28 protein-coding genes and 3 pseudogenes are annotated in these 24,770 nt (G+C 64.5%); 10 read left to right on the top strand and 21 right to left on the bottom strand.

What is annotated here, in order from left to right:
• Positions 1–522 precede the first annotated feature (522 nt).
• The gene (locus BJ6T_RS04250) at positions 523–1,455 is read left to right on the top strand and encodes a ferritin-like domain-containing protein (protein WP_014491046.1); all 933 of its coding nucleotides are present in this window, start codon (positions 523–525) and stop codon (positions 1,453–1,455) included.
• A 36-nt stretch (positions 1,456–1,491) separates the two neighbouring features.
• On the opposite strand, the gene BJ6T_RS04245 is transcribed toward BJ6T_RS04250, so the two are convergent.
• Positions 1,492–1,701: a hypothetical protein gene (locus BJ6T_RS04245; RefSeq protein ID WP_014491045.1), complete on the bottom strand. Its 210-nt coding sequence runs from the start codon at positions 1,699–1,701 to the stop codon at positions 1,492–1,494.
• 94 nt (positions 1,702–1,795) lie between these two features.
• Positions 1,796–2,239, bottom strand: coding sequence for a TspO/MBR family protein (locus BJ6T_RS04240; protein WP_014491044.1), 444 nt, complete (start codon positions 2,237–2,239; stop codon positions 1,796–1,798).
• Between the two features lie 43 nt (positions 2,240–2,282).
• On the opposite strand from BJ6T_RS04240, the gene dinB reads away from it, so the two are divergent.
• A complete protein-coding gene (dinB, locus tag BJ6T_RS04235) occupies positions 2,283–3,383 on the top strand; it encodes a DNA polymerase IV (protein ID WP_014491043.1) in 1,101 nt (366 codons plus the stop codon).
• 122 nt (positions 3,384–3,505) lie between these two features.
• On the opposite strand, the gene BJ6T_RS04230 is transcribed toward dinB, so the two are convergent.
• From BJ6T_RS04230 to BJ6T_RS46905, 4 genes are all read right to left on the bottom strand, one after another.
• Complete coding sequence (locus BJ6T_RS04230) at positions 3,506–3,799, bottom strand: hypothetical protein (RefSeq protein WP_014491042.1); 294 nt, start codon at positions 3,797–3,799, stop codon at positions 3,506–3,508.
• 205 nt (positions 3,800–4,004) lie between these two features.
• A complete protein-coding gene (locus tag BJ6T_RS04225; protein WP_014491041.1) occupies positions 4,005–4,298 on the bottom strand; it encodes a DUF1330 domain-containing protein in 294 nt (97 codons plus the stop codon).
• 24 nt (positions 4,299–4,322) lie between these two features.
• A complete protein-coding gene (locus BJ6T_RS04220; protein ID WP_014491040.1) occupies positions 4,323–5,012 on the bottom strand; it encodes a DNA-3-methyladenine glycosylase I in 690 nt (229 codons plus the stop codon).
• Between the two features lie 33 nt (positions 5,013–5,045).
• Positions 5,046–5,216 carry a hypothetical protein gene (locus BJ6T_RS46905; RefSeq protein ID WP_155255880.1) on the bottom strand — a complete coding sequence of 57 codons (171 nt, stop codon included), beginning with the start codon at positions 5,214–5,216 and terminating at the stop codon, positions 5,046–5,048.
• A gap of 9 nt (positions 5,217–5,225) precedes the next feature.
• Here BJ6T_RS46905 and BJ6T_RS04215 point away from each other — a divergent pair, with 9 nt between their 5' ends.
• Positions 5,226–6,053: a metallophosphoesterase family protein gene (locus BJ6T_RS04215; RefSeq protein WP_014491039.1), complete on the top strand. Its 828-nt coding sequence runs from the start codon at positions 5,226–5,228 to the stop codon at positions 6,051–6,053.
• Here BJ6T_RS04215 and BJ6T_RS49345 read toward each other — a convergent pair.
• The 5 genes and pseudogenes from BJ6T_RS49345 to BJ6T_RS04190 form a co-directional block, all read right to left on the bottom strand.
• A complete protein-coding gene (locus tag BJ6T_RS49345) occupies positions 5,992–6,480 on the bottom strand; it encodes a Crp/Fnr family transcriptional regulator (protein ID WP_028169734.1) in 489 nt (162 codons plus the stop codon). The genes BJ6T_RS04215 and BJ6T_RS49345 overlap by 62 nt on opposite strands.
• Positions 6,481–6,672: 192 nt before the next feature.
• A pseudogene (locus BJ6T_RS49340) lies at positions 6,673–6,939 on the bottom strand (GNAT family N-acetyltransferase); the annotation flags it as partial.
• Between the two features lie 274 nt (positions 6,940–7,213).
• On the bottom strand, positions 7,214–7,954 hold the full coding sequence (locus BJ6T_RS04200; protein ID WP_014491037.1) for a di-trans,poly-cis-decaprenylcistransferase: 741 nt from the start codon (positions 7,952–7,954) through the stop codon (positions 7,214–7,216).
• 28 nt (positions 7,955–7,982) lie between these two features.
• A complete protein-coding gene (locus BJ6T_RS04195) occupies positions 7,983–8,357 on the bottom strand; it encodes a winged helix-turn-helix domain-containing protein (protein ID WP_014491036.1) in 375 nt (124 codons plus the stop codon).
• Entirely contained in the window at positions 8,344–8,961 is a 618-nt protein-coding gene (locus BJ6T_RS04190) for a hypothetical protein (protein WP_014491035.1), read from the bottom strand. The genes BJ6T_RS04195 and BJ6T_RS04190 overlap by 14 nt, the downstream gene beginning before the upstream one ends.
• A gap of 203 nt (positions 8,962–9,164) precedes the next feature.
• Here BJ6T_RS04190 and BJ6T_RS04185 point away from each other — a divergent pair.
• Positions 9,165–10,407 (top strand): annotated as a pseudogene (locus BJ6T_RS04185) (S1C family serine protease).
• A 218-nt stretch (positions 10,408–10,625) separates the two neighbouring features.
• Here the strand turns inward: BJ6T_RS04185 and BJ6T_RS04180 are convergent.
• The 6 genes and pseudogenes from BJ6T_RS04180 to BJ6T_RS04160 form a co-directional block, all read right to left on the bottom strand.
• Complete coding sequence (locus BJ6T_RS04180) at positions 10,626–11,360, bottom strand: DUF899 domain-containing protein (protein WP_028169731.1); 735 nt, start codon at positions 11,358–11,360, stop codon at positions 10,626–10,628.
• 16 nt (positions 11,361–11,376) lie between these two features.
• Positions 11,377–11,709, bottom strand: a pseudogene (locus BJ6T_RS04175) (SRPBCC family protein); the annotation flags it as partial.
• 11 nt (positions 11,710–11,720) lie between these two features.
• Entirely contained in the window at positions 11,721–12,173 is a 453-nt protein-coding gene (locus BJ6T_RS04170) for an ArsR/SmtB family transcription factor (RefSeq protein WP_039227303.1), read from the bottom strand.
• A 100-nt stretch (positions 12,174–12,273) separates the two neighbouring features.
• On the bottom strand, positions 12,274–12,531 hold the full coding sequence (locus BJ6T_RS43070; RefSeq protein WP_014491030.1) for a DUF3551 domain-containing protein: 258 nt from the start codon (positions 12,529–12,531) through the stop codon (positions 12,274–12,276).
• 117 nt (positions 12,532–12,648) lie between these two features.
• Positions 12,649–12,927 carry a DUF3551 domain-containing protein gene (locus tag BJ6T_RS04165; RefSeq protein ID WP_014491029.1) on the bottom strand — a complete coding sequence of 93 codons (279 nt, stop codon included), beginning with the start codon at positions 12,925–12,927 and terminating at the stop codon, positions 12,649–12,651.
• 150 nt (positions 12,928–13,077) lie between these two features.
• Entirely contained in the window at positions 13,078–14,052 is a 975-nt protein-coding gene (locus tag BJ6T_RS04160; RefSeq protein WP_014491028.1) for a Bug family tripartite tricarboxylate transporter substrate binding protein, read from the bottom strand.
• 126 nt (positions 14,053–14,178) lie between these two features.
• On the opposite strand from BJ6T_RS04160, the gene BJ6T_RS04155 reads away from it, so the two are divergent.
• Together BJ6T_RS04155 and BJ6T_RS04150 are read left to right on the top strand one after the other, a co-directional pair.
• On the top strand, positions 14,179–14,589 hold the full coding sequence (locus BJ6T_RS04155; protein WP_014491027.1) for a VOC family protein: 411 nt from the start codon (positions 14,179–14,181) through the stop codon (positions 14,587–14,589).
• 259 nt (positions 14,590–14,848) lie between these two features.
• Complete coding sequence (locus tag BJ6T_RS04150) at positions 14,849–16,429, top strand: AMP-binding protein (protein WP_014491026.1); 1,581 nt, start codon at positions 14,849–14,851, stop codon at positions 16,427–16,429.
• Between the two features lie 130 nt (positions 16,430–16,559).
• On the opposite strand, the gene BJ6T_RS04145 is transcribed toward BJ6T_RS04150, so the two are convergent.
• The 3 genes from BJ6T_RS04145 to BJ6T_RS04135 all read right to left on the bottom strand — a co-directional run bounded on the left by BJ6T_RS04145 (position 16,560) and on the right by BJ6T_RS04135 (position 20,844).
• Positions 16,560–17,654 carry an HD-GYP domain-containing protein gene (locus BJ6T_RS04145; protein WP_014491025.1) on the bottom strand — a complete coding sequence of 365 codons (1,095 nt, stop codon included), beginning with the start codon at positions 17,652–17,654 and terminating at the stop codon, positions 16,560–16,562.
• 419 nt (positions 17,655–18,073) lie between these two features.
• Positions 18,074–20,356: a xanthine dehydrogenase family protein molybdopterin-binding subunit gene (locus BJ6T_RS04140; RefSeq protein WP_014491024.1), complete on the bottom strand. Its 2,283-nt coding sequence runs from the start codon at positions 20,354–20,356 to the stop codon at positions 18,074–18,076.
• Entirely contained in the window at positions 20,353–20,844 is a 492-nt protein-coding gene (locus BJ6T_RS04135) for a (2Fe-2S)-binding protein (RefSeq protein ID WP_014491023.1), read from the bottom strand. The genes BJ6T_RS04140 and BJ6T_RS04135 overlap by 4 nt, the downstream gene beginning before the upstream one ends.
• Before the next feature lie 528 nt (positions 20,845–21,372).
• On the opposite strand from BJ6T_RS04135, the gene BJ6T_RS04130 reads away from it, so the two are divergent.
• From BJ6T_RS04130 to BJ6T_RS04115, 4 genes are all read left to right on the top strand, one after another.
• On the top strand, positions 21,373–22,137 hold the full coding sequence (locus tag BJ6T_RS04130; protein WP_014491022.1) for an alpha/beta fold hydrolase: 765 nt from the start codon (positions 21,373–21,375) through the stop codon (positions 22,135–22,137).
• A gap of 24 nt (positions 22,138–22,161) precedes the next feature.
• Positions 22,162–22,497, top strand: coding sequence for a hypothetical protein (locus BJ6T_RS04125; RefSeq protein ID WP_014491021.1), 336 nt, complete (start codon positions 22,162–22,164; stop codon positions 22,495–22,497).
• 127 nt (positions 22,498–22,624) lie between these two features.
• On the top strand, positions 22,625–23,296 hold the full coding sequence (locus BJ6T_RS04120) for a dienelactone hydrolase family protein (protein ID WP_014491020.1): 672 nt from the start codon (positions 22,625–22,627) through the stop codon (positions 23,294–23,296).
• A 236-nt stretch (positions 23,297–23,532) separates the two neighbouring features.
• On the top strand, positions 23,533–24,012 hold the full coding sequence (locus BJ6T_RS04115; protein ID WP_014491019.1) for a hypothetical protein: 480 nt from the start codon (positions 23,533–23,535) through the stop codon (positions 24,010–24,012).
• A gap of 1 nt (position 24,013) precedes the next feature.
• Here the strand turns inward: BJ6T_RS04115 and BJ6T_RS04110 are convergent, their stop codons facing one another.
• A complete protein-coding gene (locus BJ6T_RS04110) occupies positions 24,014–24,757 on the bottom strand; it encodes a polysaccharide biosynthesis/export family protein (protein ID WP_028169730.1) in 744 nt (247 codons plus the stop codon).
• Positions 24,758–24,770 lie beyond the last annotated feature (13 nt).

The raw sequence follows: 24,770 nt of genomic DNA, 5'->3' as shown, positions 1-24,770 counted from the left end.
AGGTAAGCAGAGGCAATATCCTCACCTTTGCCCTCCGAAGGCAAAGGTCACACGTTCGAATCGTGTCGGGTGCGCCAGTCTCCTTACTCTTTGCCGAGTTATTCCTTACCGAGACTGTGTGCCGGCTTTTGACGCGGTGACGGCACTATCCATCAAATGTTGCGGCTCGCAATCTGGCCTTCGCGACGTCGCGCGCGTCCGGCTGCTAAGCACGTCGAGTGGAAAAACGGTCACAAATCTCTGATCAACTGCGCAATTGATTGCACCCTTAAATTGTATTACTGCTTATGCGTTGCGGAAAATGAGCCTGATCGCAGCATTTTTCTGGTCGCGATCATCGGGGCAGGTCCGATTACAGGCGTGATGTCGCAGACCGATATCCGGTTATTGTCGGACTGAATCACCCAGGAGCGCTCGTCCCGCAAGCAATGAGCCACCACGGAACCTGCTTGACGACGTCGGTCCAGTGGCGGCGCCAGGGACAGGGCTTCGCAACCAACCGAGTCGGGAGGGGTGCTTCAGATGAAAACCATCGCCCAGTTCGTCGAGGATCGCATTGCGACGCTTTCCGACCTGAAAGACGCACTCCAGACCGCGATGCAATTGGAGTTCTCTACCATCCCGCCTTATCTTTGCGCGCAATGGTCGATCAACAGCGACCCGGGCGGCGTCGGCGGCATGATTGAGGACATTGTGGTGCAGGAGATGTATCACTTTGCCCTGGCAGGCAACATGCTGACCGCGATCGGCGGCGTGCCATCCATTGCCAATGCGGCCTTCATTCCGAGCTACCCGACCAATGTCCTGCCCGGAGGAATTCTGCAAAAATTGCCCGTTGATCTGAAGCCGCTTACGCCAGACCAAGTTCAGGTCTTCATGCAGATCGAGTATCCGGAATTTCCACCGGTCGCGCTCGCCGCAAGAACGGGACCCGCGACGATCGGCGATTTCTACGATGCGATCGCCGAGGGTTTCACCACGGTCAATCCCGCGATCAATGCCAGCGCTTTCGCGGTCAATTCGGGGGAAGCCAAGCCGATCAAGAGCATCGCCGATGCGCAGGCGGCGATCCTGCTGATCAAGGGCGAAGGTGAAGGTACGGAAGGCTCTCCTAACCAACCCCCAACCGACAATGCAACGTTCGCCCACTATTATGTCTTCAAGGAAATCTACACCGAGAAAACGCTGGTGCAGGATGCGGCTGGCCATTGGAGCTTTACGGGAGCACCAATTCCGTTTCCGACCTGGTTCGATTTTCAGCAATCGACCGTCACACCGAGTCCGTCACTTGCGTTCAATCAGGCCCTGTCGCAGCTCTTGATCGGCCTTCAAACGTGCTGGACAAGCGGTGCAAGACCCAGCATCGGCGCCATGTTCACACTTCAGTCGCTTGGCACGGACCTCATCCAGCAGGGCATTCGTCCTGAGTTCCTATGGGCGCCTCCGTCGGCATGAACTCCGGATCTGCCGCCTGCCTCCCAGAGCAGGCACTCAGGTCAGCATCGAGATGATCGACTGGATCTGATCGGAGGCGGACGTCACCAGGGCGTCATACGACGTATGACCGTGCGCGGCAGCCTTCAAAATGCATTCGGCGACAGCGGCTTTCAGACCGAACACCGACTGATCGGCCGGTACGCTCGCCATCACGGTCTCGAGGGCCTGGCGCATGGTCTGAATGAGCTCGGAGCTGTATTGCATTGGCTGTCCTCCGCGCTCCCATATAGGAACGCGGGCCTAGGCTCGCCACTCACAAGCCTGAGATTGCTCTTTGATGAACCTTGGACAAATCGCCTCAATTCAAGCGCCAGATGGCCGCATTGAGCACGCCGGCAAAGGCGACCCAGGCTGCGTAAGGCACGAACAACGCGGCGGCCAGCCTGTCCCGTGATGTCTCGAGACTGATGTAGGTCACGATCGCAACGAACAGGCAAATGAGTATGACGAGCGCGGCGCCGATCTGGTGCATCGTGAACATCACCGGAGACCAGACGAAATTGAGCGCCAGCTGCGCGGCCCAGACCTGCATCGCTCGACCCGATCGCTCACGGCGAAAAGTCCGCCATCCCGCAACCGCGATCATGATGTAAAGGATGGTCCACGCCACCGGGAACGCCCAGTTCGGCGGTACGAAATCCGGTTTGGCGAGGCCGGCATACCACGCGCCGGGAAGATTGGTCGCACCGATCAACCAGCCGATGCCGACCACAGCGCCGACGAAGACCAATAGCTGAAGCATCCATCACCTCGCGCTTCTCTTCGGGCAATTGTATCATCGTCCCATGAGCGAATCCGACACGGTGACTGGCGAGGCCTCGCCCGTCCGCAAGATCATCCATATCGACATGGATGCCTTCTATGCGTCGGTGGAGCAGCGCGACAATCCGGAGCTGCGCGGCAAGCCGGTTGCCGTCGGCGGCTCCGCGGAACGCGGCGTCGTCGCGGCCGCGAGCTACGAGGCCCGCAAGTTCGGCGTTCGCTCCGCCATGCCTTCGGTGACGGCGAAGCGGCAATGTCCCGACCTGATCTTCGTCAGGCCGCGCTTCGAGGTCTACAAGGCGATCTCCAGGCAGATCCGCGACATCTTTGCCGAACACACGCCCATCATCGAGCCATTGTCGCTCGACGAGGCCTATCTCGACGTGACGGAGAATTTGCAAGGCATCCCGCTGGCGCGCGACGTCGCCTTGCTGATCCGCGAGAAGATCAAGGCCGAGACCGGCCTCAACGCCTCGGCGGGCATCTCCTACAACAAGTTTCTTGCAAAGCTCGCCTCCGATCATCGCAAGCCCAACGGTCAGTTCGTGATCTCGCCGGACATGGGGCCCGCTTTCGTCGAGACGCTGCCCGTCGGCAAGTTCCACGGGATCGGCCCGGCGACCAGCGCGAAGATGAATGCGCTCGGCCTGTTCACCGGCCTCGACATCCGCAACCAGACGCTGGAGTTCATGAATGCGAATTTCGGCAAGTCGGGCGCCTATTACTACTGGATCTCACGCGGCGTCGACGAGCGGCCGGTCCGGGCCAACCGGATTCGCAAGTCGATCGGCGCGGAGACGACGTTCTCCACCGACCTCGACGAATACGGCGCGCTGGCCGCCGAGCTCAAGCCGCTCGTCGACAAGGTCTGGCGCCATTGCGAGACGACTGGCAACCGCGGCCGCACCGTCACCCTGAAGATCAAGTTCGCCGACTTCGAGATCATCACGCGCAGCAGGTCCGTCACAGCGCCGGTTGCAGGCCGGGACGACCTGGAGCGGCTGGCCTGCGGCCTGCTCGAAGCCGAGATGCCGCTGCCCAAGCGCGTCAGGCTCCTGGGGGTATCGCTGTCTGCCCTCCAGGACGGGGACGATGCGGAGCCGCAGCTGACTTTCGGTATTTGAACCAGCCTGGAAAGGCCCGCCGCGAAGGCGAGACTCTGTCCCGCGGCGCGGCTCCAGACCAGGCATGAAGGTGGCGGGATTTTCAGACCCGCCACCGATGAAGGCCGATCCGCTCGGGCCGATCAATGTCTCACATGCTCGAACACGACGATCACGCCCGTCGGCTCCGGCTCATGGGCCATCAGGCGCGTGAGGTTGACATCGCTCCAGTCGGCGAGGCTGACGACTTCGCCGGTCTGGCGCTCGGCGCCGACCGAGGGGGTCGGCTCGAGCACCTTCAGGCCTGTTTCGTCGACGAAGAAGGTGTGCTCGCCGAACATGCTGTTGAGCTGCGGCATGGCGGGATGTTCGTCGGGCAGCACCTGGGCGCCGAGTTGGTTGACGGTCTGCTTCACCTGTTCGGATGTGAGCTTCATGAGCTGCTCCGTTTCTGTCGTGCCGGGTTTCAGTGAATTGAGCCAAAACGGGCGTTCCCTGCGCCTGTGTCGCCTGGCTCAAATTCCCGAACGGGTGTTGCGCACGAATGTTCCGGAAAAATGCATTTCGTGATCGCGAGTTTCATCCGCCGCGCTCACGGCACGGGATCGCCACACGATGCACACGATCCGCCTGTCGATGCGGCTATTCGGCGGCTTCGACGATCCGGATGTCGCGGTCGGCACCGTCGCCGAGCAAGTCGTGAGCAGCCTTGTAGGCGGGACTTTCATACGCCGCCTTGGCGCGCTCGACGCTGTCGAACTCGATGAGAACGACGCGTTCCATCAGGCCGTGCTCGTAGGCCGCAACCGGCATCCCGCGCGCGAGCACGCGCCCACCGGCAGCCTCGATGGCCGGACGCGACAGCTTGGCGTAGGCCGCCATGGCGTCGGGGCTCTTGATCGCGCGGTAGGTCGCAACCCAATAGGCTTTTGCCATTTTGTTTCTCCTTGTTCTCGTGACCTAATGCTCGCTTCGGTTATCGCCAACCGAGAGCGCGCAGATGCGCGACAGATATGTGTAGGGCAGACCGGTCTCCTCGGCCCAGGCGTTGAACTGCGCCTGTACTTTTGCGAGATCGCCCTTTGATTTGACCTCTTCGGCGATGTCGAGGCCGGCATCGCGCAGGCAGGCGACGACATCCTTGGAGGTGACAAAACCATCCCAGCCGACGAAGCGCAGCAGCATCTGCCCGGTGTTGCCGCCGAGCCGGCTGCCGCGCTTGGTCAGGAGATCGAGCAGGCCGACCTGGTTGGATGGCGGCCATTTCGCCAGAAACTTGCCGAAGCTGCCGTGCTCTCTCGCGATCTCCTGGACGAAGCTGGCGTTGTCGCGCACCGACATGATCTTGGCGCCGTTGCGCACGATGCGCGCGTCGCGCAAGAGGCCCTCCCAATAGTCCTCGGGCTGGAAGGTGAGCTTGGCCGGCTGGAAATGCAGGAACGCCGCTTCAAAACCGTCCCATTTCGAATCGATCACGCTCCAGGCAAAGCCGGCGCAAAACACCCGCCTGGTCATCTCGGCGAGGATGCGATCGTCGCCGAGCTTGGCCAGCCCCTTCAGGTCGGGCTTTTCGGGCATCAGCTTGTCGAGCGCCCTGGGGCCGCCCTTGCGTTTCTCGGCGCGGGCACGAATGGTCTTGAAGGAGGTCATGCGGCTACGGGCGTTTGAGGATGCGCCACGACATCAGAATTCGATGGCACGGTCCAGCCCTGCGGTGCCCGGCCACCTGCGCACGCCAATGCGGCGCAGCATGCGGCCGGCCATTGGCTTGACGACGAGAGGCAGCCATTCTGGTCTGCTTCTTGCTTTATAAATAGCGTTTTGGAATTCCCAGACATTTTCAAACCCGCCCATGGATTTTCAATGCGTTGCCTGGTCGTGGCCGATTTGCACTACTCGCTGCCGCAGCTCGACTGGCTGGTCAGCGCGGCGCCGCAGTTCGATCTCGTGATCTTCGCCGGCGATGCCCTCGACATCGGCTCGATGGTGGATTTTCGCGCGCAGATCGTGGTGGTGAAGAAGTACCTCGCGCTGCTCGCCGCACAGACCCGCGTGATCCTGTGCTCCGGCAATCACGACCTCGACGAACGCAATGCGGAGGGCGAAAAGATCTCGCGCTGGATCTCGGAGGTGCGGGAGATTGGGATCACTTGCGACGGCGACAGCCTCACCATCGGCGACACCCTGTTCACGGTGTGCCCGTGGTGGGATGGCCCGCTGGTCAAGCAGCGCATCGTCGAGCAGCTGCGCGCCACCGCCGATAGCCGCCCGCAGCGCTGGATCTGGGCGCATCATGCGCCGCCGGCGAATTCGCCGACCAGCTGGGGCGGCAAGCGCTTCTTCGGCGATTTCGATCTGGTGCAGTGGATCATGCAGTATCAGCCGTCGATGGTGATCTCGGGCCATGTGCACCAGTCGCCCTTCATCGCCGACGGTTCGTGGTTCGACCGGCTCGGCCAGACCTGGGTCTTCAACGCCGGCCTGCAACCGGGACGGCCGCCGACGCATATCGTGCTCGATCTCGCTGCGAACAAGGCGTTCTGGCTGGCAGCGGGCCAAGCGCAATGGATCGACCTCGGCGCACCGCTGAAGCGACCCGCAAACACCATCGTGGAGCCGCCGGACTGGCTCACATCCTTGGATCGGATTGCCGATCCGAGCCTGGCGAGACCTCGAGCGGCGTCAGGTTGATCATGCTCTGGAGCACCTCGCCGACCATGGCGAGATGCGTGCCGTGGCCGGCATATTGCCCCTTCAGATCGGCGAGATAGGTGTTGGCGGCGTTGAGCCGCTGCGCCAGCGTGCGCGCGAGCAGCAGCGCCACCTCCGGCTTCTGTATGAGGAACGACGCCGCGTCCTCGAACTCATAGATGACCGAATCCGAGCTGGCCCGCACCGTCGCGGTGTGCGGCAGCCCGAGCAGCACGGACATCTCGCCGAACACGGCGCCGGGCTCGGCGATGGTGGCGACCACCATGTCGCTCTTGAGCACGTCGAGCTTGCCCTCGACCAGCACGTAGAGGTGGCCGCTGCTGGTGCCGCCCTCGGTGACGACGAGCGTGCCGGCCGCAACCTGCCGCTCCGTTCCGCCGGTGCAATGATCCAAAACTGCGCGCATCGCCGAAGCTCCCATCGCTGGGGAAATCCAGGCGGTACTAGAGCACGATCCGTGCCAGGCGGCAACGCGCGGACGGCTATCGCGACAGCGCTTTGCGAGGTGAACCGACTGCCAGTCCCCGAGACCGGTATCCCGGAAGCCTGCCTTCTTTGCCAGACCACGCATCTCGGCATTTGTCCGCGCAGTCTCGGCCGCGATCATCTCGTGGCCAAGATCGGCCGCACGCGTCTCCATTGCCGTCATCATCTGCAAGCCGAGGCCCAGGCGCTGGAACGCATCGGCGACCGAGATGGCAAACTCGCCATGCCGTGCAGTCGCATCATAGGTGTAGTTCGCTTCGCCGATGATGGTGTGCTGCCCTTGCTGCCTGACTTCGGCGAGCAGGGTGAAATAACCGGGACGGCCCGTCCTCGCCACGCATTCGGCCGCGACCAGGGCGAAGTCGGTACGCGCGCCCATGAAGCGCTTGTTGCGCGACATCGTGGACAGGCCGGTGAAATAGACCGACAGGTTCTCGACGTCGGATACGCTGGCGGCCCTGATGCAGACCATGCCGTTCGCTTCGGCCAGTTCGACCGGCTCGGCGACGGCTCCCGGAAACAGCTGTGACATGCGTGATGCTCTCGGCAGGTTGCGTGGACCGCACACCTAACCGAGACCGCCCGTCCGCGGCTTGGACACCGCTGCCAATCATGCGGCCGAAAACGAACAGCTCGTTGTCCCGTGCCGTGCGTCACACCCGGGAGAGTGACGGCACCTCGTCGGGCATGATCGCCTGGAGGCCGCCGAAGCGGCGCTCGCGGCCGTGGAACGACGCCAGCGCCGCGGAGAGATCGCTCGCGTCGAATTCGGGCCACATCCGCTCGGTGAAGTGCAGCTCGGCATAGGCACCTTCCCAGAGCAGGAAGTCCGACAGCCGCTTCTCGCCGGAGGTGCGGATGATGAGATCGACGTCGCGCAGGCCGACCTCACCGGTGACGAGCTGCGAGAAGGCTTCGCGGGTGAGGCTCGTCAGTGCCGCCGCCTTCGCTGCGGCGTTGAGGATGGCGTCGCGCGCGGAATAGTCGACCGCGATGCGCAGGTGAAGCGCGCTGCCGTGCGCGGTGGCGGCTTCCGCGCGCGCGATCGCATTGGCGATGCCGTCGGGCAGACGGTCGCGGCGGCCGATCACGGTGAGGCGCACGCCGTTCCTCGCAAGGCTCTGCACCTCGTTGGCGAGATAGAAGCGCAGCAACGTCATCAGCGCCGCGACCTCGGTTTTCGGCCTGCGCCAATTGTCGGTGGAGAAGGCGTAGAGCGTCAGCGTCCCGATGCCATGCTTGGGCGCGGCCTCGACGATGCGACGGATCGCCTCGACGCCGGCCTCGTGGCCGCGCACGCGCGACAGGCCGCGGCGCGTCGCCCACCGGCCGTTGCCGTCCATGATGATGCCGACGTGAAGCTTCTCGTTGCGAGAGGTCATGTCGCTTTGCATTGCAAAGTCTCCGGTCAAAAAAGGGGGATCAGGTCGAGACGATACCGAGACGGCCAAGCGGCGGCGCGTCGCGGCCGGCGGCCTTGGCGGCGTCGCGCACCAGCCGCTCGAGCACGGCGAGATAGTCGAGGAAGCGGCGGCGGCCGGCCTTGGTCAGGCGGCAGGTCGTGTGCGGGCGGTTGCCCTCATAGCCTTTGGTCACCTCGACGAGACCGGCCTCCTGGAGCACGGCGAGATGCCGGCTGAGATTGCCGTCGGTGAGGCCGCAGAGCTGCTTGAGGTCGGCGAATGCCAGGCCCTTCGGATGCGCCATTAGTGAGGTCAGAAGTCCGAGCCGCGCCTTCTCGTGGATGACGCGGTCGAGCCCTTCATAGGAAAAGGGTGCGCTGTCAGTCTTCGACATCATGGTCTCCGGACGCGAAATACAGAATGCCCGCCATCACCGACTGCCCGATCACGAAGGGCAGCCCCATGGTCCATGGCGACAGCGTGTGGGTTTGGCTCGCCAGGACCAGCACCGCGAAGCCCGACACGAAATACCAGGCGCCGGCGAGCGCGACGGTGCGCGGCAGCGAACGAACCGAGGCGAAGATGCCGAGCGACACCAGGATCTGCCACAGGCCGGGCAGCAGCCACAGCGTCTCGCTCGCGAACTTCCACATCACCACCGCGAGCAGCACGCCGGCGACGCCCGCGGGCAGGAACTGCTCGACCGCCTGGTGGATCATGGCATCGGCCAGGCCGGAATGATGACGGCGCGACCGCGCGCGCATCTCGATGCCGATCATCAGAACGGAGAGCACCGCGGCCACGAACCAGCCGAAGAAGAAGCCGACCGGCTCGCTGGTGGGATCGCCGAGCAGCCAGAATTGGAGGATTGCGGTAAGAAGCGCGACGGCGCCCGTCGCAGCGATCGTCGCCGGACCATAGCCGCGGAACGCCGTGCCCGCCGCAATCTGGTTGCGGATCGCCACGATGTCGGCCAGTGCCTTGTCGAGATCGCGCATTGGCAACGCCAAAACCCCGCTCCGCCCAATCAACCGGGACCGCCCGTCCCGTTACTTTGTATCGCAAAGTATATCGCACCGCAAAGTAAAGGCAAGCCCGGAAGTCGCAGCCGGATGGTCCGATCCACGTAAACAACTGTCGGTTGCGCCGCATGACTTCGGCCGGATAAGATGGCTTCAAAAGCATTCCGGGGGAAGGAAGTATGTGGCTTAAGTCATTTGTCGCTGCGTCTCTGTTGCAGGTGAGCGTCGCCGGCATCGCATGCGAAAGGACCATTCGGCAGCGTCAATGTCGGCAACTGGATCGGCGGCGCCTTCAGCAATGACGAGACGGGCGCTTTCTCCCATTGTGCCGCGACGACGCCTTATGCGAACGGCGTCATCCTCGTCGTGAGCCAAAATTCCGCCGGCACATGGTCGCTCGCCTTTGCGAGTCCCAGCTACCGCTTCAACAAGGGCGAGAACGCCGCGATCGACGTGACCTTTGACGGGCAGGAGCAAGCCAGGCTGTTCGCCACGGCGTACCAGCCCAACATGCTCACGGCCATCATGCCGGTCAATGTTGTGCGTACGTTTCAGAAGGCGAGCCTGATGGTGGCGACAGCCGGCCGCGCCGTTCTGAATTTCGATCTGACCTCGACCGGGCCGGTGATTGCCGCATTGGCCAATTGCGTGACCAAGGTGAAAGCCGACGGGCTCGAAAAGGCCGGCGACTTCACCAGGATCGCCGCCAAGCCGCAGCCTGCGCCGGACAAGCAGGCGCCGCCGGCCGGCGGTAAAGTTGCCAGGGCCAAGACCGGCACCGGCTTCGTGGTCAGTGCGAACGGCCACGTCGTCACCAACAACCATGTGATCGACGGCTGCGTCGGCGACATCAAGGGCAACCTCACCGGCGAGGCCGCGATGGTGCTGCGCGTCGTATCGAGCGACGTCAACAACGATCTCGCCTTGTTGCAGGCGCCGTCGACGACGACATTCAGGGACTTTGCGCGGATCCGCGATCGCTCGATCCGCTCCGGCGATTCCGTCATCGTAATCGGCTTTCCCTTCCATGGCTTGCTCACGTCGGACTTCACCGTGACGACCGGTATCGCGAGCTCGCTCAGCGGCATGCGCAACGACACGCGTTTCCTGCAAATCAGCGCGCCAGTGCAGCCCGGCAATAGCGGCGGCCCGCTGTTCGACACCACCGGTCAGATCGTGGGCGTGGTCACCGCAAAGATCCCCGCACTGCGCATCGTCGCTGCGACCGGCAACATTCCGGAGAACATCAACTTCGCCATCAAGACCGGCATGCTGCGCGATTTCCTCGACAATTCCGTGGTGCCCTACCAGACCGCCGAGCCCAAGGGTGAGCTCAAGACCACCGACATCGCCGGCAACGCGCGGCCGTACACGATGCTGATCTCGTGCAATGGCACGGAGCAGGCCGACGCCAAGCGGTAGGGCGCGCTTCAGCCTCCGCTGTCATGCCCCGCGACCCGGCTAGCCAAGGCTTCGCCGGGGCTTCAATCTAGGGGCGCCGAAGCTTTAGCGTAGGCGGCAAGCGGGGAATCCAGTACGCCGCGGCTTCTCGTTTCACTCACTGCTGTCTCGGAATACTGGATCGCCCGGTCAAGGCCGGGCGATGACACCGTCAATGTGGACACAACGCGCCTATCCCCTCACCCGTGGCAGCACGCCCCCTTCGCCTGCGGCTCGTACTGGTCGCGCAGGCGGACCCAGTCCATCGGATAGGGCAGGCCGTCCTCGTGACGACCGAGCGGGGTGAGGTCGAGATACTGATAGGCCGCGTTCATCATGTCGAGACCGCGCGCGAAGCATGAATAGGTATGGAAGATCTCGCCGGCCTCGTTGCGATAGAACACGCTGATACCGGGCAGCTCCGGACCGTAGAACGGCGTGGTGCCGAAATTGTATTTGGGCACACCCTTGTCGATCTGCTCGCGCGTGAACGAGACCTCGTAGTCGTAGTTGAAGTCGTTGCTCCCTGACGAGACCCAGTCGAAGGTCCAGCCCATCCGCTTCTTGAAGGCCTCGAGCTTGGCGCTAGGTGCCAGCGAGATCGCAACCGTGGAGGTGTCGCGGGCGGCGAGGTGCGGCACCATGCGATCGAGACCGTCGGCCCAGAACGAGCAGCTCTTGCACGCGGCCTCCCAGTCGGGTGCGAACATCACGTGCTGCACCACGAGCTGCGGGCGGCCCCCGAAGAGATCGCCGAGCGTCAACTTGCCGTTCGGTCCGTCGAACACATAGTTCTTGTCGACCTTCACCCAGGGCAGTGCGCGGCGCTGCTCGGCGAGGCGCTCGCGGGCCTGGCTGAGCTCCTTCTCATGCGCCAGGTGGGCCTTGCGGGCCGCGATCCATTGCTCGCGCGAGACGATCTGATGTTGCTGCACGGTATCCTCCATGGTGTCAGGCGACGAAGGCGTCGAGCCTGTCGAGGGACGAACTCCAGCCGCGCTGATGATTGTCGCGTGCGGTTTCGTCGAAGAACTGGGCGTGATGGAAGGTCATCAGCGTGCCGGCGCTATCCGGCTTCAGCGTGATCGTCACCAGCGATTCGCGCTCCGGCGTCGAATGCCAGGCCCAGGTGAATACCAGCCGCTCGTTCGGCACGACCTCGCGATAGGTGCCGCCGGCCTCGAAATATTCGCCGTCGCCGCCGATGAAGCTGATGCGGTAGCGGCCACCGGTACGGACATCGAGCTCGGCGTCCAGCGTCGCCGGCTTCATGTTCGGCGGCCCGAACCACTGGACTAGCTGCGCGGCTTGCGTCCAGGCGGCGTAGACTTTCTCCGGCCGTGCGCGGAGCCGGCGCGTGAGCGTGAGGCTTGGACGTTCGGCTGTGCCGGGATCGGCGTTGACGGCTGCGTTGGCCATGTCTCTTCCTCCACGAAGGCGGCGAGGCGGTCGAACTTGTCGGACCAGAACTGCGCGTAGCGATTGAGCCAGTTCATCGCCTGCTCCATCGGCTGCGCGGTGAGCCGGCAGGACACCGTGCGTCCGGTCTTCTCCCGCACGATCAGGCCCGCATCCGTGAGCACGTCGAGATGCTTCATGATCGCCGGCAGCGAGACCGGAAACGGCGCGGCCAGCTCGCTCACCGACAGGCCGTCCCGCTCGCCGAGCCGTGCGAGAAGGGCACGTCGCGTCGGATCGGACAGCGCTGCAAAGGTCCGGTCGAGCGTCTCGTCTCTATACTTAACCATATGGTTTAGTATAGACGTATGCGAGAAAGCGTCAAGCAGGAACCCGCGCGTCCGGATCTGCACGACTGCGTGATCAGGCAGAGGTCAGTGTAAGGCGCGACTAGTATGGCGGAACGCGCCGACCGCGTAGTGACGGCGGAGACCGCACGGCCGTGTAGCCAGGATTTTGCGCGCAATAGCCCTTGCGGCCCGACGCACTCATCAGACACTGCTCGCGGGTCTGATAGGAGCAGTCGCCGGGATAGCCGTATTCCGAGTTCTGAATGCACCACGCGTAATCATAGTCCGCGCGCGCCGGGCTCCCGCCAGCGAGCCACACAAGGACTATGCTGCCCAGCACAAATTGCGCCTTGCGCATGACCGATCTCCCATGTTCGCCGCGCGACATGCGACCTCATAGAGGGAAAGGCTCGCGGAGCCGGTTTATTCCGGAACGATCGCGCAAAAAATACGCAGCTGCGCAATGCGCGCGCGACTAGTACGTTGCGATGGGCCGCGGGCGGCGACGTGGTTGCGGCCGAGACTGCGGCGCTTGGCCATAGGCGAAGAGCGGATTGGGTCCGCAGAACAGTAAGCGGCCGGACACGCTGGCCTGGCATTGCTCATAAGTGCTGTAGGCACATTCGCCGGGATAGTCATACTCGCTGCCCTGGGCGCACCAGGGATAGTCGCGGGCCGCCGCGGGCATGATGGTGACGAAGCCGGCAAGGACCGTCGCGCCCAGCGTCAGCAGCGCCAATTGCGTCTTGCGCATGATCCAGAGTCCTCTCTGCACGGCGCGAGATACGCGCCATGCATCATCAGGTTTCGCCGCGCCATTTTATTCCAGATCAACGGAACGAAGTGCGCAAAGAAAAAAGCCCTGCCAGGCGGCAGGGCTCCAATCTCAGGGGTCACAAGATCGCTACTCGACCTTCAGGCCGGCGAACTCGACGACCTTCTTCCACTTCTCGGTCTCGGCCTTGATCTCCTCGCCGAACGCCTCCGGCGTCTGCACCCGCGGCTCGCCGCCGAGTTCGACCAGGCGCTTGGTCATGTCGGGCTCCTTCATGAGCGTATTGATCTCATTGTTGAGCTTGGCGATGATCTCCTTGGGCGTGTTCTTCGGCGCGCCCATGCCGAACAGCGCGCTGGCCTCGTAGCCCTTCACGGTGTCGGCGATCGGCTGTACGTCGGGCAGCTGCGACGAGCGCTCCGTGGTGGTGACGCCGATCGCGCGAAGCGAGCCGGAGCGGATGTGCTGGATGATCGAGGGCATGTTGTCGAAGATCACCTGCACCTGGCCGCCGAGCATGTCGGTGATCGCCGGCGCCGCGCCGCGGTAGGGCACGTGCTGCATCTTGCAGCCGGTCATCGCCATGAACATCTCGCCGGACAGATGCACCGAGGTGCCGTTGCCGGACGATGCCATGTTCACCTTGCCGGGATTGGCCTTCACATATTCGATGAACTCGGCGACGTTCTTGGCCGGAACGTCCTTGTTGACGGTCATCACGTTCGGCACCCGCTGGAACGAGGCGACCGGCGCGATGTCGCGCACGAAGTTGAATTTGAGGTTGGCGTAGAGCGACGCGTTGATGAAGTTGGCCGGATTGACCAGTTGCAGCGTGTAGCCGTCGGGCTCGGCATTGACGACCGATTCGGTGCCGATATTGTTGCCGGCGCCCGGCTTGTTCTCGATCACGAATTGCTGGCCGAGCCGTTCCGACAGCCGCTGACCGATCAGCCGCGCCAGGATGTCGGTGGCCCCGCCCGGCGGATAGCCGACCACCCATTTCACGGGCCGGGCCGGATAGTCGGCGGCAAGGGCCTTCGACAGCGGGGTGGCTGCAAGCGGACTGGCGGCGAGCAGGCCCAGCGCGGTACGGCGAGTGATCATCTCAAGGGTTCTCCCAACGTGTTGTTCTTGAAAGCCAGATGGCTTCAAAGTGGCGTCGACGCGGTTGTAACAAAGCTTGCCGCAGGCGGAAAGTGCGCCCGGCGCATCACGACGAAAGGATAAGGCATGCCGGTCAAGGTCGAAGCCCTCGATCATCTCGTCATCAATGTCACCGACGTCGCAGTGACCTCCGAGTGGTACCGCAGGATTCTCGGCATGGAAGTCAAGGTGTTCGACCCCGGCGGCGGCAAAGCGCCGCGGACTTCGTTGCAATTCGGTAACCAGAAGATCAACGTCCGGCCGCGCGATGCCGACAAGGTGGAATGGTTCACCGCGGACCATCAGACCGCCGGCAGCGAGGATCTGTGCTTCCTTACCTCTGCCGCGCCCGACGAGGTGGTGGCGCATTTGAAGGCACAAGGCGTCGCGATCGAGGAAGGCCCGGTTCCCAAGCAGGGCGCCCGCGGCACGCTGCGCTCGGTCTATTGCCGGGATCCGGATGGCAGCCTGATCGAGATTTCTTCGTACGAGGACTAGCGCGCCAAGTCGCGCTGCCGGCCACACACTCCGTCGTCATGCCCGGGGCTTGCCCCGGCCATCCAGGTTCTTCGCGCGGCAAGGCGTGGATGGCCGGGTCAAGCCCGGCCATGACGGAGGAGAGAGTGTGCGCGCACCACGAGGTACGCCGCGCTTATCTTCCGCTTCCCCCAATTTGCGCCCCGCGCCACCCGATGGCAGGAAGACGCAATAATCAAAAGGCAGCCGCCATCAAGATGCAGGCTGCACGGGAGGAGCCATGCCACTTCAACACACCGGATCCGGACTCGTAGGGCCGTTCGACGGGCTCGACGTACCCTGGCTGCTGAAGATGCGCGCCGCGGTGCGCCGCGATCATGCGTTCCTGATCTGGGCGCCGTTCGACGCGCCGGCGCGGCGCTGGAGCTACGGCGAGTTTCACGAGCGGGTCGGCGCGCTCGCGGCGGGGCTGGCGAGGCGCGGCGTCAAGCCGGGCGAATACCTGCTCATTCATCTCGACAATTGCATCGAGGCGCTGCTGGCCTGGTTCGCCTGCGTCGAGCTGGGCGCCATCGCGGTGACCACCAACACCCGCTCGGCACCGGCGGAGATGGAATATTTCGCGGACCATTGCGGCGCGGTCGCCGCGATCACGCAACCGGCCTATGCCGAGCTCGTCGCGCAAAACTGCCGCAACATCCGCTGGCTGGCGGTGACCTCGCACGATGCGGGCGTGGCGCCCGCGCAAGCGGTCTCGCGCGGCGACAGTTTCGATTCACTGTTCGCCGACAGCGCCGACCGTCCCAGGCGCGCGGCCGACCCGCTCGCGCCGTGCAGCGTGCAGTACACGTCGGGCACGACCTCGCGCCCGAAAGCGGTGCTGTGGACCCACGCCAACGCGCTGTGGGGCGCCAAGATCAACGCCGCGCATGAGGACCTGCACGCGAGCGACGTGCACCAGACCTATCTGCCGCTGTTCCACACCAATGCGCTGGCCTATTCGATGCTGGCAACGCTGTGGGTCGGCGCCACCTGCGTGATCCAGCCGCGGTTCTCCGCCAGCCGCTTCTGGGGCGTCGCGCGCGAGCACGGCTCGACCTGGACCTCGACGATTCCGTTCTGCATGAAGGCCCTGCTCGCGCAGGAGGTCCCCCGGGATCACAAATTCCGCCTGTGGGGCACCGCCATCAACGAACCGCCGGCCTTCGCTGCCTTCGGCGTCAAGATGATCGGCTGGTGGGGCATGACCGAGACCATCACCCACGGCATCGTCGGCGAGGTCGACCAGCCCAACATCCCGATGTCGATCGGGCGCGCCGCGCCCGAATATCAGATCCGCATCACCGACGATGACGGACGGCCGACCGAGGTCGGCGACACCGGCAATCTCTCGATCAAGGGCATCGTCGGGCTGTCGCTGTTCGCCGAATATCTGCACAATGAAAAGGCGACGCGCGAAAGCTTCGACGAGCACGGCTTCTTCCTCACCGGCGACCGCGTCGAGCGTCTGGAAAACGGCTTCATCAGGTTCGGCGACCGCGCCAAGGACATGCTGAAGGTCGGCGGCGAGAACGTCGCGGCCTCCGAGATCGAGCAGGTGATCGCGGTGGTGCCCGGCGTGCGCGAAGCCGCGGTGGTGGCGAAGAGGCACCCGATGCTGGACGAGGTGCCCGTTGTCTTCATCATCCCGCACGGCGGCGTCGCGGGCGCGGCGCCCGATCTGCATGATCGCGTGATGGCGGCCTGCGGCGCGGGACTCGCGGATTTCAAGGTGCCGCGCGAGATCAGGCTCGTCGACGACATGCCGCGCTCGACGCTGGAGAAGGTGGAGAAGGCGGAATTGCGGAAGATGGTGGGGTGAGCGGCCGCGCCCAACGACGGCTCTCGTAGGGTGGGCAAAGCGGAGCGTGCCCACCATTCATGCAGCGAATGAGGAAGCATGGTGGGCACGGCGCGCGAAAGGCGCCTTTGCCCACCCTACGGCATCTCGCTCAGAACGATCCCAGCGCCACCGGCCGGAACGCCTGCAGCAGTTGCTGATCCAGCTTGCCGCCCATGCCTTCCATCATCGTGAAGGCGCGCGAGTGGGTGAAGGGCATGCGGTAGGCGCGCTTCTCCACCAGTGCCGCGTAGATGTCGACGATCGTCGTGACCCGCACGATGTCGCTGATCTGGTTCGACGACAGGCCATTCGGATAGCCAGAGCCGTCGAGGAATTCGTGGTGATGCAGCACGACGTCGAGCATCTCCGGCGGGAAGCCGCCCTGCTCCGCGAGCGCGTCATAGCCGCGGCGCGGATGCTGACGGACCTCGGCCATCTCCTCGTCGGTGAGCTTGCCCGGCTTGTCGAGCAGCGCGGAGGGAACGAAGGCCTTGCCGACGTCGTGCAGCAGCGCGGCGCGGGTCAGGCGGCGCTGGTCGTCCTCGCGCATGCCGAGATGCTGCGCGAAGGCGACGGCGAAGCCGGTGACGAACAGGCAGTGCCGGTAGCTGCCGACATGATGGCAGCCGACGGTGGTGAGCCATTCGCGCAGCGAGGAGTGCTTGATCGCCTTCAGGATCTTGCTCTCGGCGGCGATGACGTCGTCGAAGGTCAGGGGCACGCCGAGCGGCAGCTTCTCGAACATCTTCGCCAGCACCGCATGCGCCGCCTCGACGCCGCGGTTGAGCGTCTTGCCGCGATCGGTCGCGTCATAGGTGGCGGTGTCGGGGAACGCCGCGCGGATGCGCTGAAGGATCGCATCGGGCTGCAGCGGCCGCGAGATCGTGTCGGTGGCGCCCAGCGCCCAGGCCTGCATGGTGCCGTGATGCAGGGCATCGGCGAGCACGAACAGGCGCGGCATCGATCGATAACCGTCGCCGCGCAGCTTGTTGCGCACCCGCTGCACGCTCTCGGGCGAACGCAGATTGATGTCGACCACGAGACCGGACAGATCGCGCGACGGCTGCTCGGGAATGTCCTGCGTCGTCACCGTCGAAACGTCGCCCACGGCCTTCAGGATGCTGGCAAGCTCGGTGCTCTCGTCGCTCCGGTCGGAAGCGAGCAAGAGCCGGCGTTTGGCGGCGGATTTGGCTGGCGCGTTCATGGCTTCCCCAGGAGCACGGGACTGGATTTGGCGTCAGCCTAAGACGGATCAGGTTCTCCGGCCCTTAAGAGGCGTGCTCAACGGAACCCTCCGGAATTGGCTGCAATTTTAGGGAATTGGGGTCCCGCCCTGCTTCCAGTCAAAACAGCGAAAACAACCCCATGCACAGTAGAAGAGGCATTGATGACAAAGGGGAATTTGGGAGCTCACCCTCCCCCTGCCCCGCCGTCGTCTCCCGGCTCGACCGGGCGACCCAGTATTCCGAGGCGCCGGAGCCGAGAGGCCGCGGCGTACCGGATGCCCCGCTCCAGTGCGCGATTGCGCACAAGGCGGGGCATGACAGCGAGATTGTGGAGACAGCCTCAAAACAAATCCGCCGGAGTTGGCCTCCGGCGGATTGTCTCAAGCAGCCTTCCGTCTCACGCCTTCATCGCCCCCTTCACGGCTTCGGCCGTGATCGGCAGGGCCCGGATGCGGGCGCCTGAGGCGTTGAAGATGGCGTTGCCGATTGCCGGGGCGACCACCGTCACCGCGGGCTCGCCGACGCCGGTGGCTTTTTCGCCATTGGCGATCACGGCGACGGCGACCTCGGGCATCTGGCTCATGCGCAAGGGCGTGTAGCTGTCGAAGTTTGTCTGCTCGATGCCACCGTCCTTCAGCGTCGCCTTCTCGTACATCGCCAGCGACAGACCCCACAGCGCCGCGCCCTCGACCTGGGCACGGATGTTGTCGGGATGCACCTGCGTGCCGACGTCGGTTGCGACCGTGAGCTTCTTCACGGTCACCTCGCCCGACGGCGCCACCGCGACATGGGCGACACACGCCGTCCAGCTCGCGGTCGCGCGTTCCTGCGAGGAGACGCAGGCCACGCCCATGCCCTCGCCTTTCGGCAATTGCTTGGTGCCGTAGCCGGACAGCCCCATCGCGGCGAGCAACGTGTTGCGCAGCCGCTGCGCGCCGCCGTCGTTCTTGCCCTTGCCGTCGAGCAGCGCGATACGGAACTGCGCCGGGTCCTTGCCGGTCGCAGCCGCGATCTCGTCGATCATGCTTTCGACCGCCCAGAACGTCCAGCCGGGCGCCACCGAGCGAAGCTGCCCGGACGGCGTCGCATTGTGCGCGAGCTCGTTCTTGATCGCGCGCACATAGTGGTTGGGCACGGTGTAGAAGAAGTCGGCCCCGTTCACCGTGAAGGAATCGAGCGGACCCTTCTTGTCGACCGAGGGCGTCAGGAAATCGGGGATGCCCCAGCGCGCGGTCGGCCAGGCCGAGACGACGTCGTGGCTGAGCGCGACGAGCTTGCCGTCGCCGTCCACGCCGGCCTTGACCTTCTGGTAGGTGAGCGGACGCGAGAAATCCATCGTCATGTCGTTCTCGCGCGTGTAGATCACCTTCACCGGTTTGCCGATGGCCTTCGCCGCCTGCACCGCCGGCACCATCATGTCGGCATCGAGCCTGCGGCCAAAACCGCCGCCGAGCCACATCTGGTGCATCACCACGAACTTCGGATCGATTCCGGCGGCGCCTGCCGCGATCGCGCCGGAGCGCGTCGCGAACTGGTTGCCGGAATAGATGTGCAGGATGTCGCCCTTGAACTCCGCCGTGGCGTTCATCGGCTCCATCGGCGCGTGGATGTTGATGCTGGTGGTGTACTCCGCCTCCAGCACTTTTGCGGCCGAGCCGAACGCCGCGTTGGGATCGCCATCCTTGACGAAGAACTGGCCGGAATCGTCGAGCTTCTGAAGCCGCTTGGCTTCGTCGAGCAGCGACTCGCTCGAGACCTTCGCGTTCGGACCGCCGTCATAGGCGATCTTCAGCGCCTGCGCCGCCTTCTTGGCGTTGGCATAGGTGCTGGCGACCGCGACGACCCAGCCCGATGTCGTGCCGGTCTTGTCGTCGAGGGTGACGGCCTTGATGAAGCCCGGCACCTTCTTCGCAGCGGAGTCGTCGACCGACTTCACGGTAGCGCCGAAGCGCACCGGCGGCGTGACCACCGCGCCATAGGCCATGCCCGGCAGCATCACGTCGATGCCGTACTTGGCCGTGCCGTTGGTCTTGGAGGGGATGTCGAGCTGCGGCACCGACACGCCGATCATGGTGTACTGGTCCGGCGTCTTCAGCTTGATCGCCTTCAGCTCGTCCGGCGTGAAGGTCTTGGTCGCCTTGCCGCTCTTCACGACATCGGCGAACGACATCTGCTTCTTCGACTTCGGATGCGAGATCACGGAATCGCGCACCACGAGCTCCGACGCCGGCACGCCCATCGCGGCGGCCGCGCCTTCCGTCAATGCCGTCCGTCCGGCTGCGCCGGCCCGGCTCATCGCGTCGAAGTTCATCATGGTCGACCAGCTGCCGCCGGTGATCTGCGCGCCGAGCACGGGGTCGTTGAACTTCGGATCGTTGGAGGCAAGCGCGACGCGCATGTCGCTCCACTTCGCGCCCAATTCCTCGCAGACGATCTGCGCCATGGTGGAGGCAATGTGCTGGCCCATGTCGGCCTTGCCGCAGGTCACGGTGACCAGGCCATCGGGCGCGATCGCATACCAGACGCTCGGCTCGAAGTTCGAAGGCGCAGCGAGCGCCTCACCGATGCCGGGCACGCCGGCATAGCCGAGCACGAGGCCGGTCGCTGCCGTGCCGACCAGGAAGGAGCGGCGGCTGAGATCGGTCGTCTCTGCTGTGATGGTGTTCACGTGCTTATTCATGTGGGCCTCCGTTCGTTGCCGGAGACGGATGCGGTGCGCATCTCGGTGGCGGCGCGCATGATCGCCTTCTGGATCCGCGAATAGGTCATGCAACGGCAGAGATTGCCGTCCATATGCGCCACGACCTCCTCCTTGGTCGGATTGGCATTCTTTGCCAGCAGCGAGGCCGCCTGCATGATCTGCCCGGACTGGCAGTAGCCGCATTGCGGCACCTGCTCGGCGATCCACGCCTTCTGCAGCGGATGATCGCCCTTGGCGGAGAGGCCTTCGATGGTGGTGATCTTCTTGCCGGCGACATCGCCGACCATGGTCTGGCACGAGCGCACGGCCTCGCCGTTGACGTGCACGGTACAGGCACCGCACAGCCCGGCCCCGCAGCCGAACTTGGTGCCGGTCATCTGCAATTGCTCGCGGATCGCCCAGAGGAGCGGCGTGTCGTTCGCCGCATCCACGGACAGACTCCGCCCGTTGATGGTGAGAGTTGGCATAGGCGTCTTCCCCTGCCGGTGCATGAAGCCGCTTACGGCGGCAACTTGAACAGTGGACGCCCACCGGGCTGGCGCCCACCTTGAGCGCGAGAATGATCGGGTTCGCAGCCAGAGGCAAATGCAATTTGGAATCGATCGAAACTATCGCGGCAGCTCAGTGTTGTGCATTGCGACAACGGCGTTGATGCAGCGACTGGACGCAATAGAGGACACATGCGTGCCATCACGTTCAGGCAGTTTCTTCGAGGTAACTTAGCGGCCAATATGCAACTGACGACGCGGACGTCCCCTTCTCCCCTTGCGGGAGAAGGGGCGTAGGCGACCTTCGGTCGCCGTTCTAAAGAGGACGCCGAAGCGACGCTTCGGCTATGGCGTCGGATGAGGGGTCTCTCTCCGCTCGCGAAACCATTCGTGAGGATAGAGACCCCTCACCCGGCTTCGCTTCGCGAAGCCACCCTCTCCCGCAAGGGGAGAGGGTGCACCGTCATCGTCGTTAGAGTGAACAAGAAACAAGAAAGGGCGGAAACAATGCCAAGGATCGATCGGGACGGCGTCGGGATCTACTACGAAGCTTACGGCGAGGGTCCGCCGCTGTTGCTCACCCACGGCTATTCCTCGACCTCGGCGATGTGGCATGGCCAGGTCGACGCGCTCGCCAGGGATCACAAGCTGATCTTGTGGGACATGCGCGGCCACGGCCAGTCCGACTATCCCGACGATCCTCATGCCTATAGCGAAGCGCTCACCGTCGGCGACATGGCCGCGATCCTCGATGCGGTCGGCGCCGAGCGCGCCATCATCGGCGGGCTCTCGCTCGGCGGCTACATGTCGCTCGCGTTCTATCGCGCTTATCCGCAACGCGCCCGCGCATTGCTGATCATCGACACCGGCCCCGGCTTCAAGAAGGACGACGCGCGCGAGGCCTGGAACGCGCGGGCGCTTGCGACCGCCGACAAGCTCGACCATGAAGGTCTCGACATGCTGAAGTCGGCGACACGCGAGCGCGCCACCGCGCGCCATCGCAACGCCCAGGGATTGGCGCTCGCCGCACGCGGCATGCTGACCCAGCGCGACGCCCGCGTGATCGAGCTGCTCCCCGACATCAAGGTGCCCTGCCTCATCGTGGTCGGCGCCGACGACGCACCGTTCCTCGCCGCGTCCGACTACATGGCCGCAAAGATCCCCGACGCACAAAAGGTCGTGATCCCCGCCGCCGGTCACGCCGTCAACATCGATCAGCCCAAGGCTTTTATTGACGCGGTGGTGCCTTTCCTGAAGAACTTGCCGGGATAGGACGGTCGGACAGGGACACTGGCAATGAAGCAAGCGATACTGGCTGCGAGTGCGGTGCTGCTATCGGTGTCTGCGCAGGCCGAGCCGTTCGGCGGCATGCCGCCGCGCCGGCCCTTCGTTGCGACCTTGTCGAACAACACGCCGCTCGCCTTCGGCATGGATGCCGAGCAGACCGCGCGGGCACTGGGGCAGCCGCTGCAATATGTGCGCGGGCGGCCCGGCAACGAGATCTATCTCGCGCTTCGCAATCTCGGCGGCAGCGGACTGATCCCCTACCGCCACCGCCTGTTCCTGCAGTTCCGTCACGGACGGCTGGCGGGATGGAAGGAAGACTACGGCGAGAACTGGATGTGGGAGTGAAGGCCGCCCCTTCATGACACAGAGGAAAGGCATCCGCGCGGTCGTGCGTTGAAGTTGCCGCATCGTCATGGCCGGGCTTGGAGCAAGCAGATTCCCAATCGACGACCAACCAAGAAGGACAACCCGCGTGGGACAAGACATCAAGCTGACGGCTTCCGACAATTTCCAGCTCGGCGCCTATCGCGCCGATCCCTCAGGCGCCCCGAAGGGCGCGGTGGTGGTGATCCAGGAGATCTTTGGGGTCAATCACCACATCCGCTCGGTCTGCGACCGCATCGCCAGGGAAGGCTATGTCGCCATCGCGCCGTCGATCTTCGACCGGACCTCGCCGAACTTCCAGTCGGGCTACACGCCCGACGAGATCGCCGAGGCGCGCAAGTTCGTCGCCAGTCCCGACTGGGACGCGATGCTGCGCGACACCCAGGCCGCGATCGACGCGGTGAAGAGCGTCGGGCCGGTCGGCATCATCGGCTTTTGCCTGGGCGGCAGCGTCGCCTTTGTCGCGGCGACGCGGCTGTCAGGCCTGAAGGCCGCGATCGGCTATTACGGCGGCGCGGTGGTGCGCTTCGCCGACGAGAAACCGAAGGTGCCGACACAGCTGCATTTCGGCGAGAAGGATGCCGGCATTCCCCTGACCGACGTCGAGACCGTCAAGGCGAAGCGGCCTGATGTGGAGGTCTTCATCTACCCCGGCGCCCAGCACGGCTTCCATTGCGACGAGCGGCCGAGCTACGACAAGGCGAGCTCGGATATCGCCTGGCCGCGCAGCCTGGCGTTTTTCGCGAAGCATCTGACGTAAGGCGCACATCTTTCTTCCGTCATTCCGTCATTCCGGGATGCGCCGCGAAGCGGTGCAGGCCCGGAATCCATAACCACGAACTGCGGCTATGGATTCTCAGATGCGCGATTGCGCATCATAGCTCGCGCTACGCGCGCCCCGGAATGACAGGAGGAGAGAGCAGGAATCGGGTGGCTGCATCACGGCGCCCGGCGATAGAGCTGGCCGATCAAGCCAACTCGCGCCGGGAGATCGCCATGCAGCAAGCCATCACGCACCTCGTCATCCGCAATCCGTTCGGAACCATGGACGTCCCGGGCCCGGACGATTCTGAAGTCATGGTCTACGCGGCGACCGCTACGCCGGCCGGCGATGCGGCCGACGTCAACGCGGCGGCATGGACATCCATTGCCGCCCTCTCCGATCCGCTCGAAGGCATCTGGGCTAGCAGATGGAATGGCGGCGCCGATCCGACCATTGCGGGCGATACGCCGGACAGATGGAAAGAGGGGCGCGCCGAAGTCCGCGTCACGGGGAGCCGGGTCTATCTGCGTTTCGACTGGGACCATGGCCGCCGGCACGGCCTGATCGATGCTGCGCGCGAGGGCACGCGCCTGGTCGGAAAGTACATCAACCTGACCACGCCTGTGATCACGCGGCCATGGGTCGGGCTCGTGGTCGATGGCGCGCGCATCGACGGATGCTTTCCGAACGGACGGCTGGATTTCAGGCGGTGAGCTAGAACCAGCGCTCGCCGACGAACACGGTATCACCGGGGCTCAAGGGAGTGCCGAGCGGGACGATGGCGCGCATCGCGCCGCCGGCTTCGGTGTGCGTGACGGTGACCACGTCGCGCTTGGCGCGGGGCGAGAATCCGCCGGCGATCGCGACCGCGCTTTCGACCGTCATGTTCGGCACATAAGGATACTGGCCGGGTGCCGTGACTTCGCCGAGGATGAAGAACGGGCGATAGGCTTCGATCTCGACCGCGACCGAGGGCTCGCGGATGTAACCGTTGCGCAGGCGCGCGGCGATCTCACCGGCGAGACCCGCCGGGGTGCGGCCGCGGGCCGGCACCCCGCCGATCAGCGGCATGGTGATCGAACCGCCGGCATCGATGGCGTAGCTGTTGGTGAGGCCTTCCTGGCCGTAGACCACGACGCGCAGCCTGTCGCCGGCATCGAGATGATAGGAGGAGTCGTAGCGAACCGGCGCCGCCATCGGCGCGGCGTAGCCGACCGGCATGGGTGCAGGCGAGGCGGCAAAGGAATTGCGCAGCGCGCTGATGGCGCCGCCACCGTCGGCGACGACCGGCTGCGGTGCGCCATAGGGCTGGCCATAGGCCATGGAGTCGAGATCGGCACGGGGTTGCATGACCGCGACGGGACCGGCGGTCTGCATGCAGCCGCCGAGGGCAAGCGCGGCGGACGCTGCCAAGGAAGCCGTCAGGATCGACCATCGAAACGCGCGTGCAACCGGCACAGGACCTATCCCT

The sequence above is a fragment of the Bradyrhizobium japonicum USDA 6 genome, from assembly GCF_000284375.1.
GTDB lineage: Bacteria > Pseudomonadota > Alphaproteobacteria > Rhizobiales > Xanthobacteraceae > Bradyrhizobium > Bradyrhizobium japonicum.
The sequence above is the reverse complement of the archived record's forward strand: the minus strand, read 5'-3'. Positions and strand labels throughout refer to the sequence as shown.

Coding starts and splice junctions, on each gene's coding strand:
- BJ6T_RS04150 (WP_014491026.1), top strand. CDS start 14,849: ATGCCACTTCAACACACCGGATCCGGACTCGTAGGGCCGTTCGACGGG.
- BJ6T_RS04155 (WP_014491027.1), top strand. CDS start 14,179: ATGCCGGTCAAGGTCGAAGCCCTCGATCATCTCGTCATCAATGTCACC.
- BJ6T_RS04190 (WP_014491035.1), bottom strand. CDS start 8,961: ATGCGCGATCTCGACAAGGCACTGGCCGACATCGTGGCGATCCGCAAC.
- BJ6T_RS04225 (WP_014491041.1), bottom strand. CDS start 4,298: ATGGCAAAAGCCTATTGGGTTGCGACCTACCGCGCGATCAAGAGCCCC.
- BJ6T_RS04145 (WP_014491025.1), bottom strand. CDS start 17,654: ATGAACGCGCCAGCCAAATCCGCCGCCAAACGCCGGCTCTTGCTCGCT.
- BJ6T_RS04240 (WP_014491044.1), bottom strand. CDS start 2,239: ATGCTTCAGCTATTGGTCTTCGTCGGCGCTGTGGTCGGCATCGGCTGG.
- BJ6T_RS04160 (WP_014491028.1), bottom strand. CDS start 14,052: ATGATCACTCGCCGTACCGCGCTGGGCCTGCTCGCCGCCAGTCCGCTT.
- BJ6T_RS46905 (WP_155255880.1), bottom strand. CDS start 5,216: ATGGGCGGGTTTGAAAATGTCTGGGAATTCCAAAACGCTATTTATAAA.
- BJ6T_RS49345 (WP_028169734.1), bottom strand. CDS start 6,480: ATGCGCGCAGTTTTGGATCATTGCACCGGCGGAACGGAGCGGCAGGTT.
- BJ6T_RS04140 (WP_014491024.1), bottom strand. CDS start 20,356: ATGAATAAGCACGTGAACACCATCACAGCAGAGACGACCGATCTCAGC.
- BJ6T_RS04115 (WP_014491019.1), top strand. CDS start 23,533: ATGCAGCAAGCCATCACGCACCTCGTCATCCGCAATCCGTTCGGAACC.
- BJ6T_RS04215 (WP_014491039.1), top strand. CDS start 5,226: ATGCGTTGCCTGGTCGTGGCCGATTTGCACTACTCGCTGCCGCAGCTC.
- BJ6T_RS04125 (WP_014491021.1), top strand. CDS start 22,162: ATGAAGCAAGCGATACTGGCTGCGAGTGCGGTGCTGCTATCGGTGTCT.
- BJ6T_RS04135 (WP_014491023.1), bottom strand. CDS start 20,844: ATGCCAACTCTCACCATCAACGGGCGGAGTCTGTCCGTGGATGCGGCG.
- BJ6T_RS04170 (WP_039227303.1), bottom strand. CDS start 12,173: ATGGTTAAGTATAGAGACGAGACGCTCGACCGGACCTTTGCAGCGCTG.
- BJ6T_RS04220 (WP_014491040.1), bottom strand. CDS start 5,012: ATGACCTCCTTCAAGACCATTCGTGCCCGCGCCGAGAAACGCAAGGGC.
- BJ6T_RS04230 (WP_014491042.1), bottom strand. CDS start 3,799: ATGAAGCTCACATCCGAACAGGTGAAGCAGACCGTCAACCAACTCGGC.
- dinB (WP_014491043.1), top strand. CDS start 2,283: ATGAGCGAATCCGACACGGTGACTGGCGAGGCCTCGCCCGTCCGCAAG.
- BJ6T_RS04250 (WP_014491046.1), top strand. CDS start 523: ATGAAAACCATCGCCCAGTTCGTCGAGGATCGCATTGCGACGCTTTCC.
- BJ6T_RS04130 (WP_014491022.1), top strand. CDS start 21,373: ATGCCAAGGATCGATCGGGACGGCGTCGGGATCTACTACGAAGCTTAC.
- BJ6T_RS04200 (WP_014491037.1), bottom strand. CDS start 7,954: ATGCAAAGCGACATGACCTCTCGCAACGAGAAGCTTCACGTCGGCATC.
- BJ6T_RS43070 (WP_014491030.1), bottom strand. CDS start 12,531: ATGCGCAAGGCGCAATTTGTGCTGGGCAGCATAGTCCTTGTGTGGCTC.
- BJ6T_RS04195 (WP_014491036.1), bottom strand. CDS start 8,357: ATGTCGAAGACTGACAGCGCACCCTTTTCCTATGAAGGGCTCGACCGC.
- BJ6T_RS04165 (WP_014491029.1), bottom strand. CDS start 12,927: ATGCGCAAGACGCAATTGGCGCTGCTGACGCTGGGCGCGACGGTCCTT.
- BJ6T_RS04245 (WP_014491045.1), bottom strand. CDS start 1,701: ATGCAATACAGCTCCGAGCTCATTCAGACCATGCGCCAGGCCCTCGAG.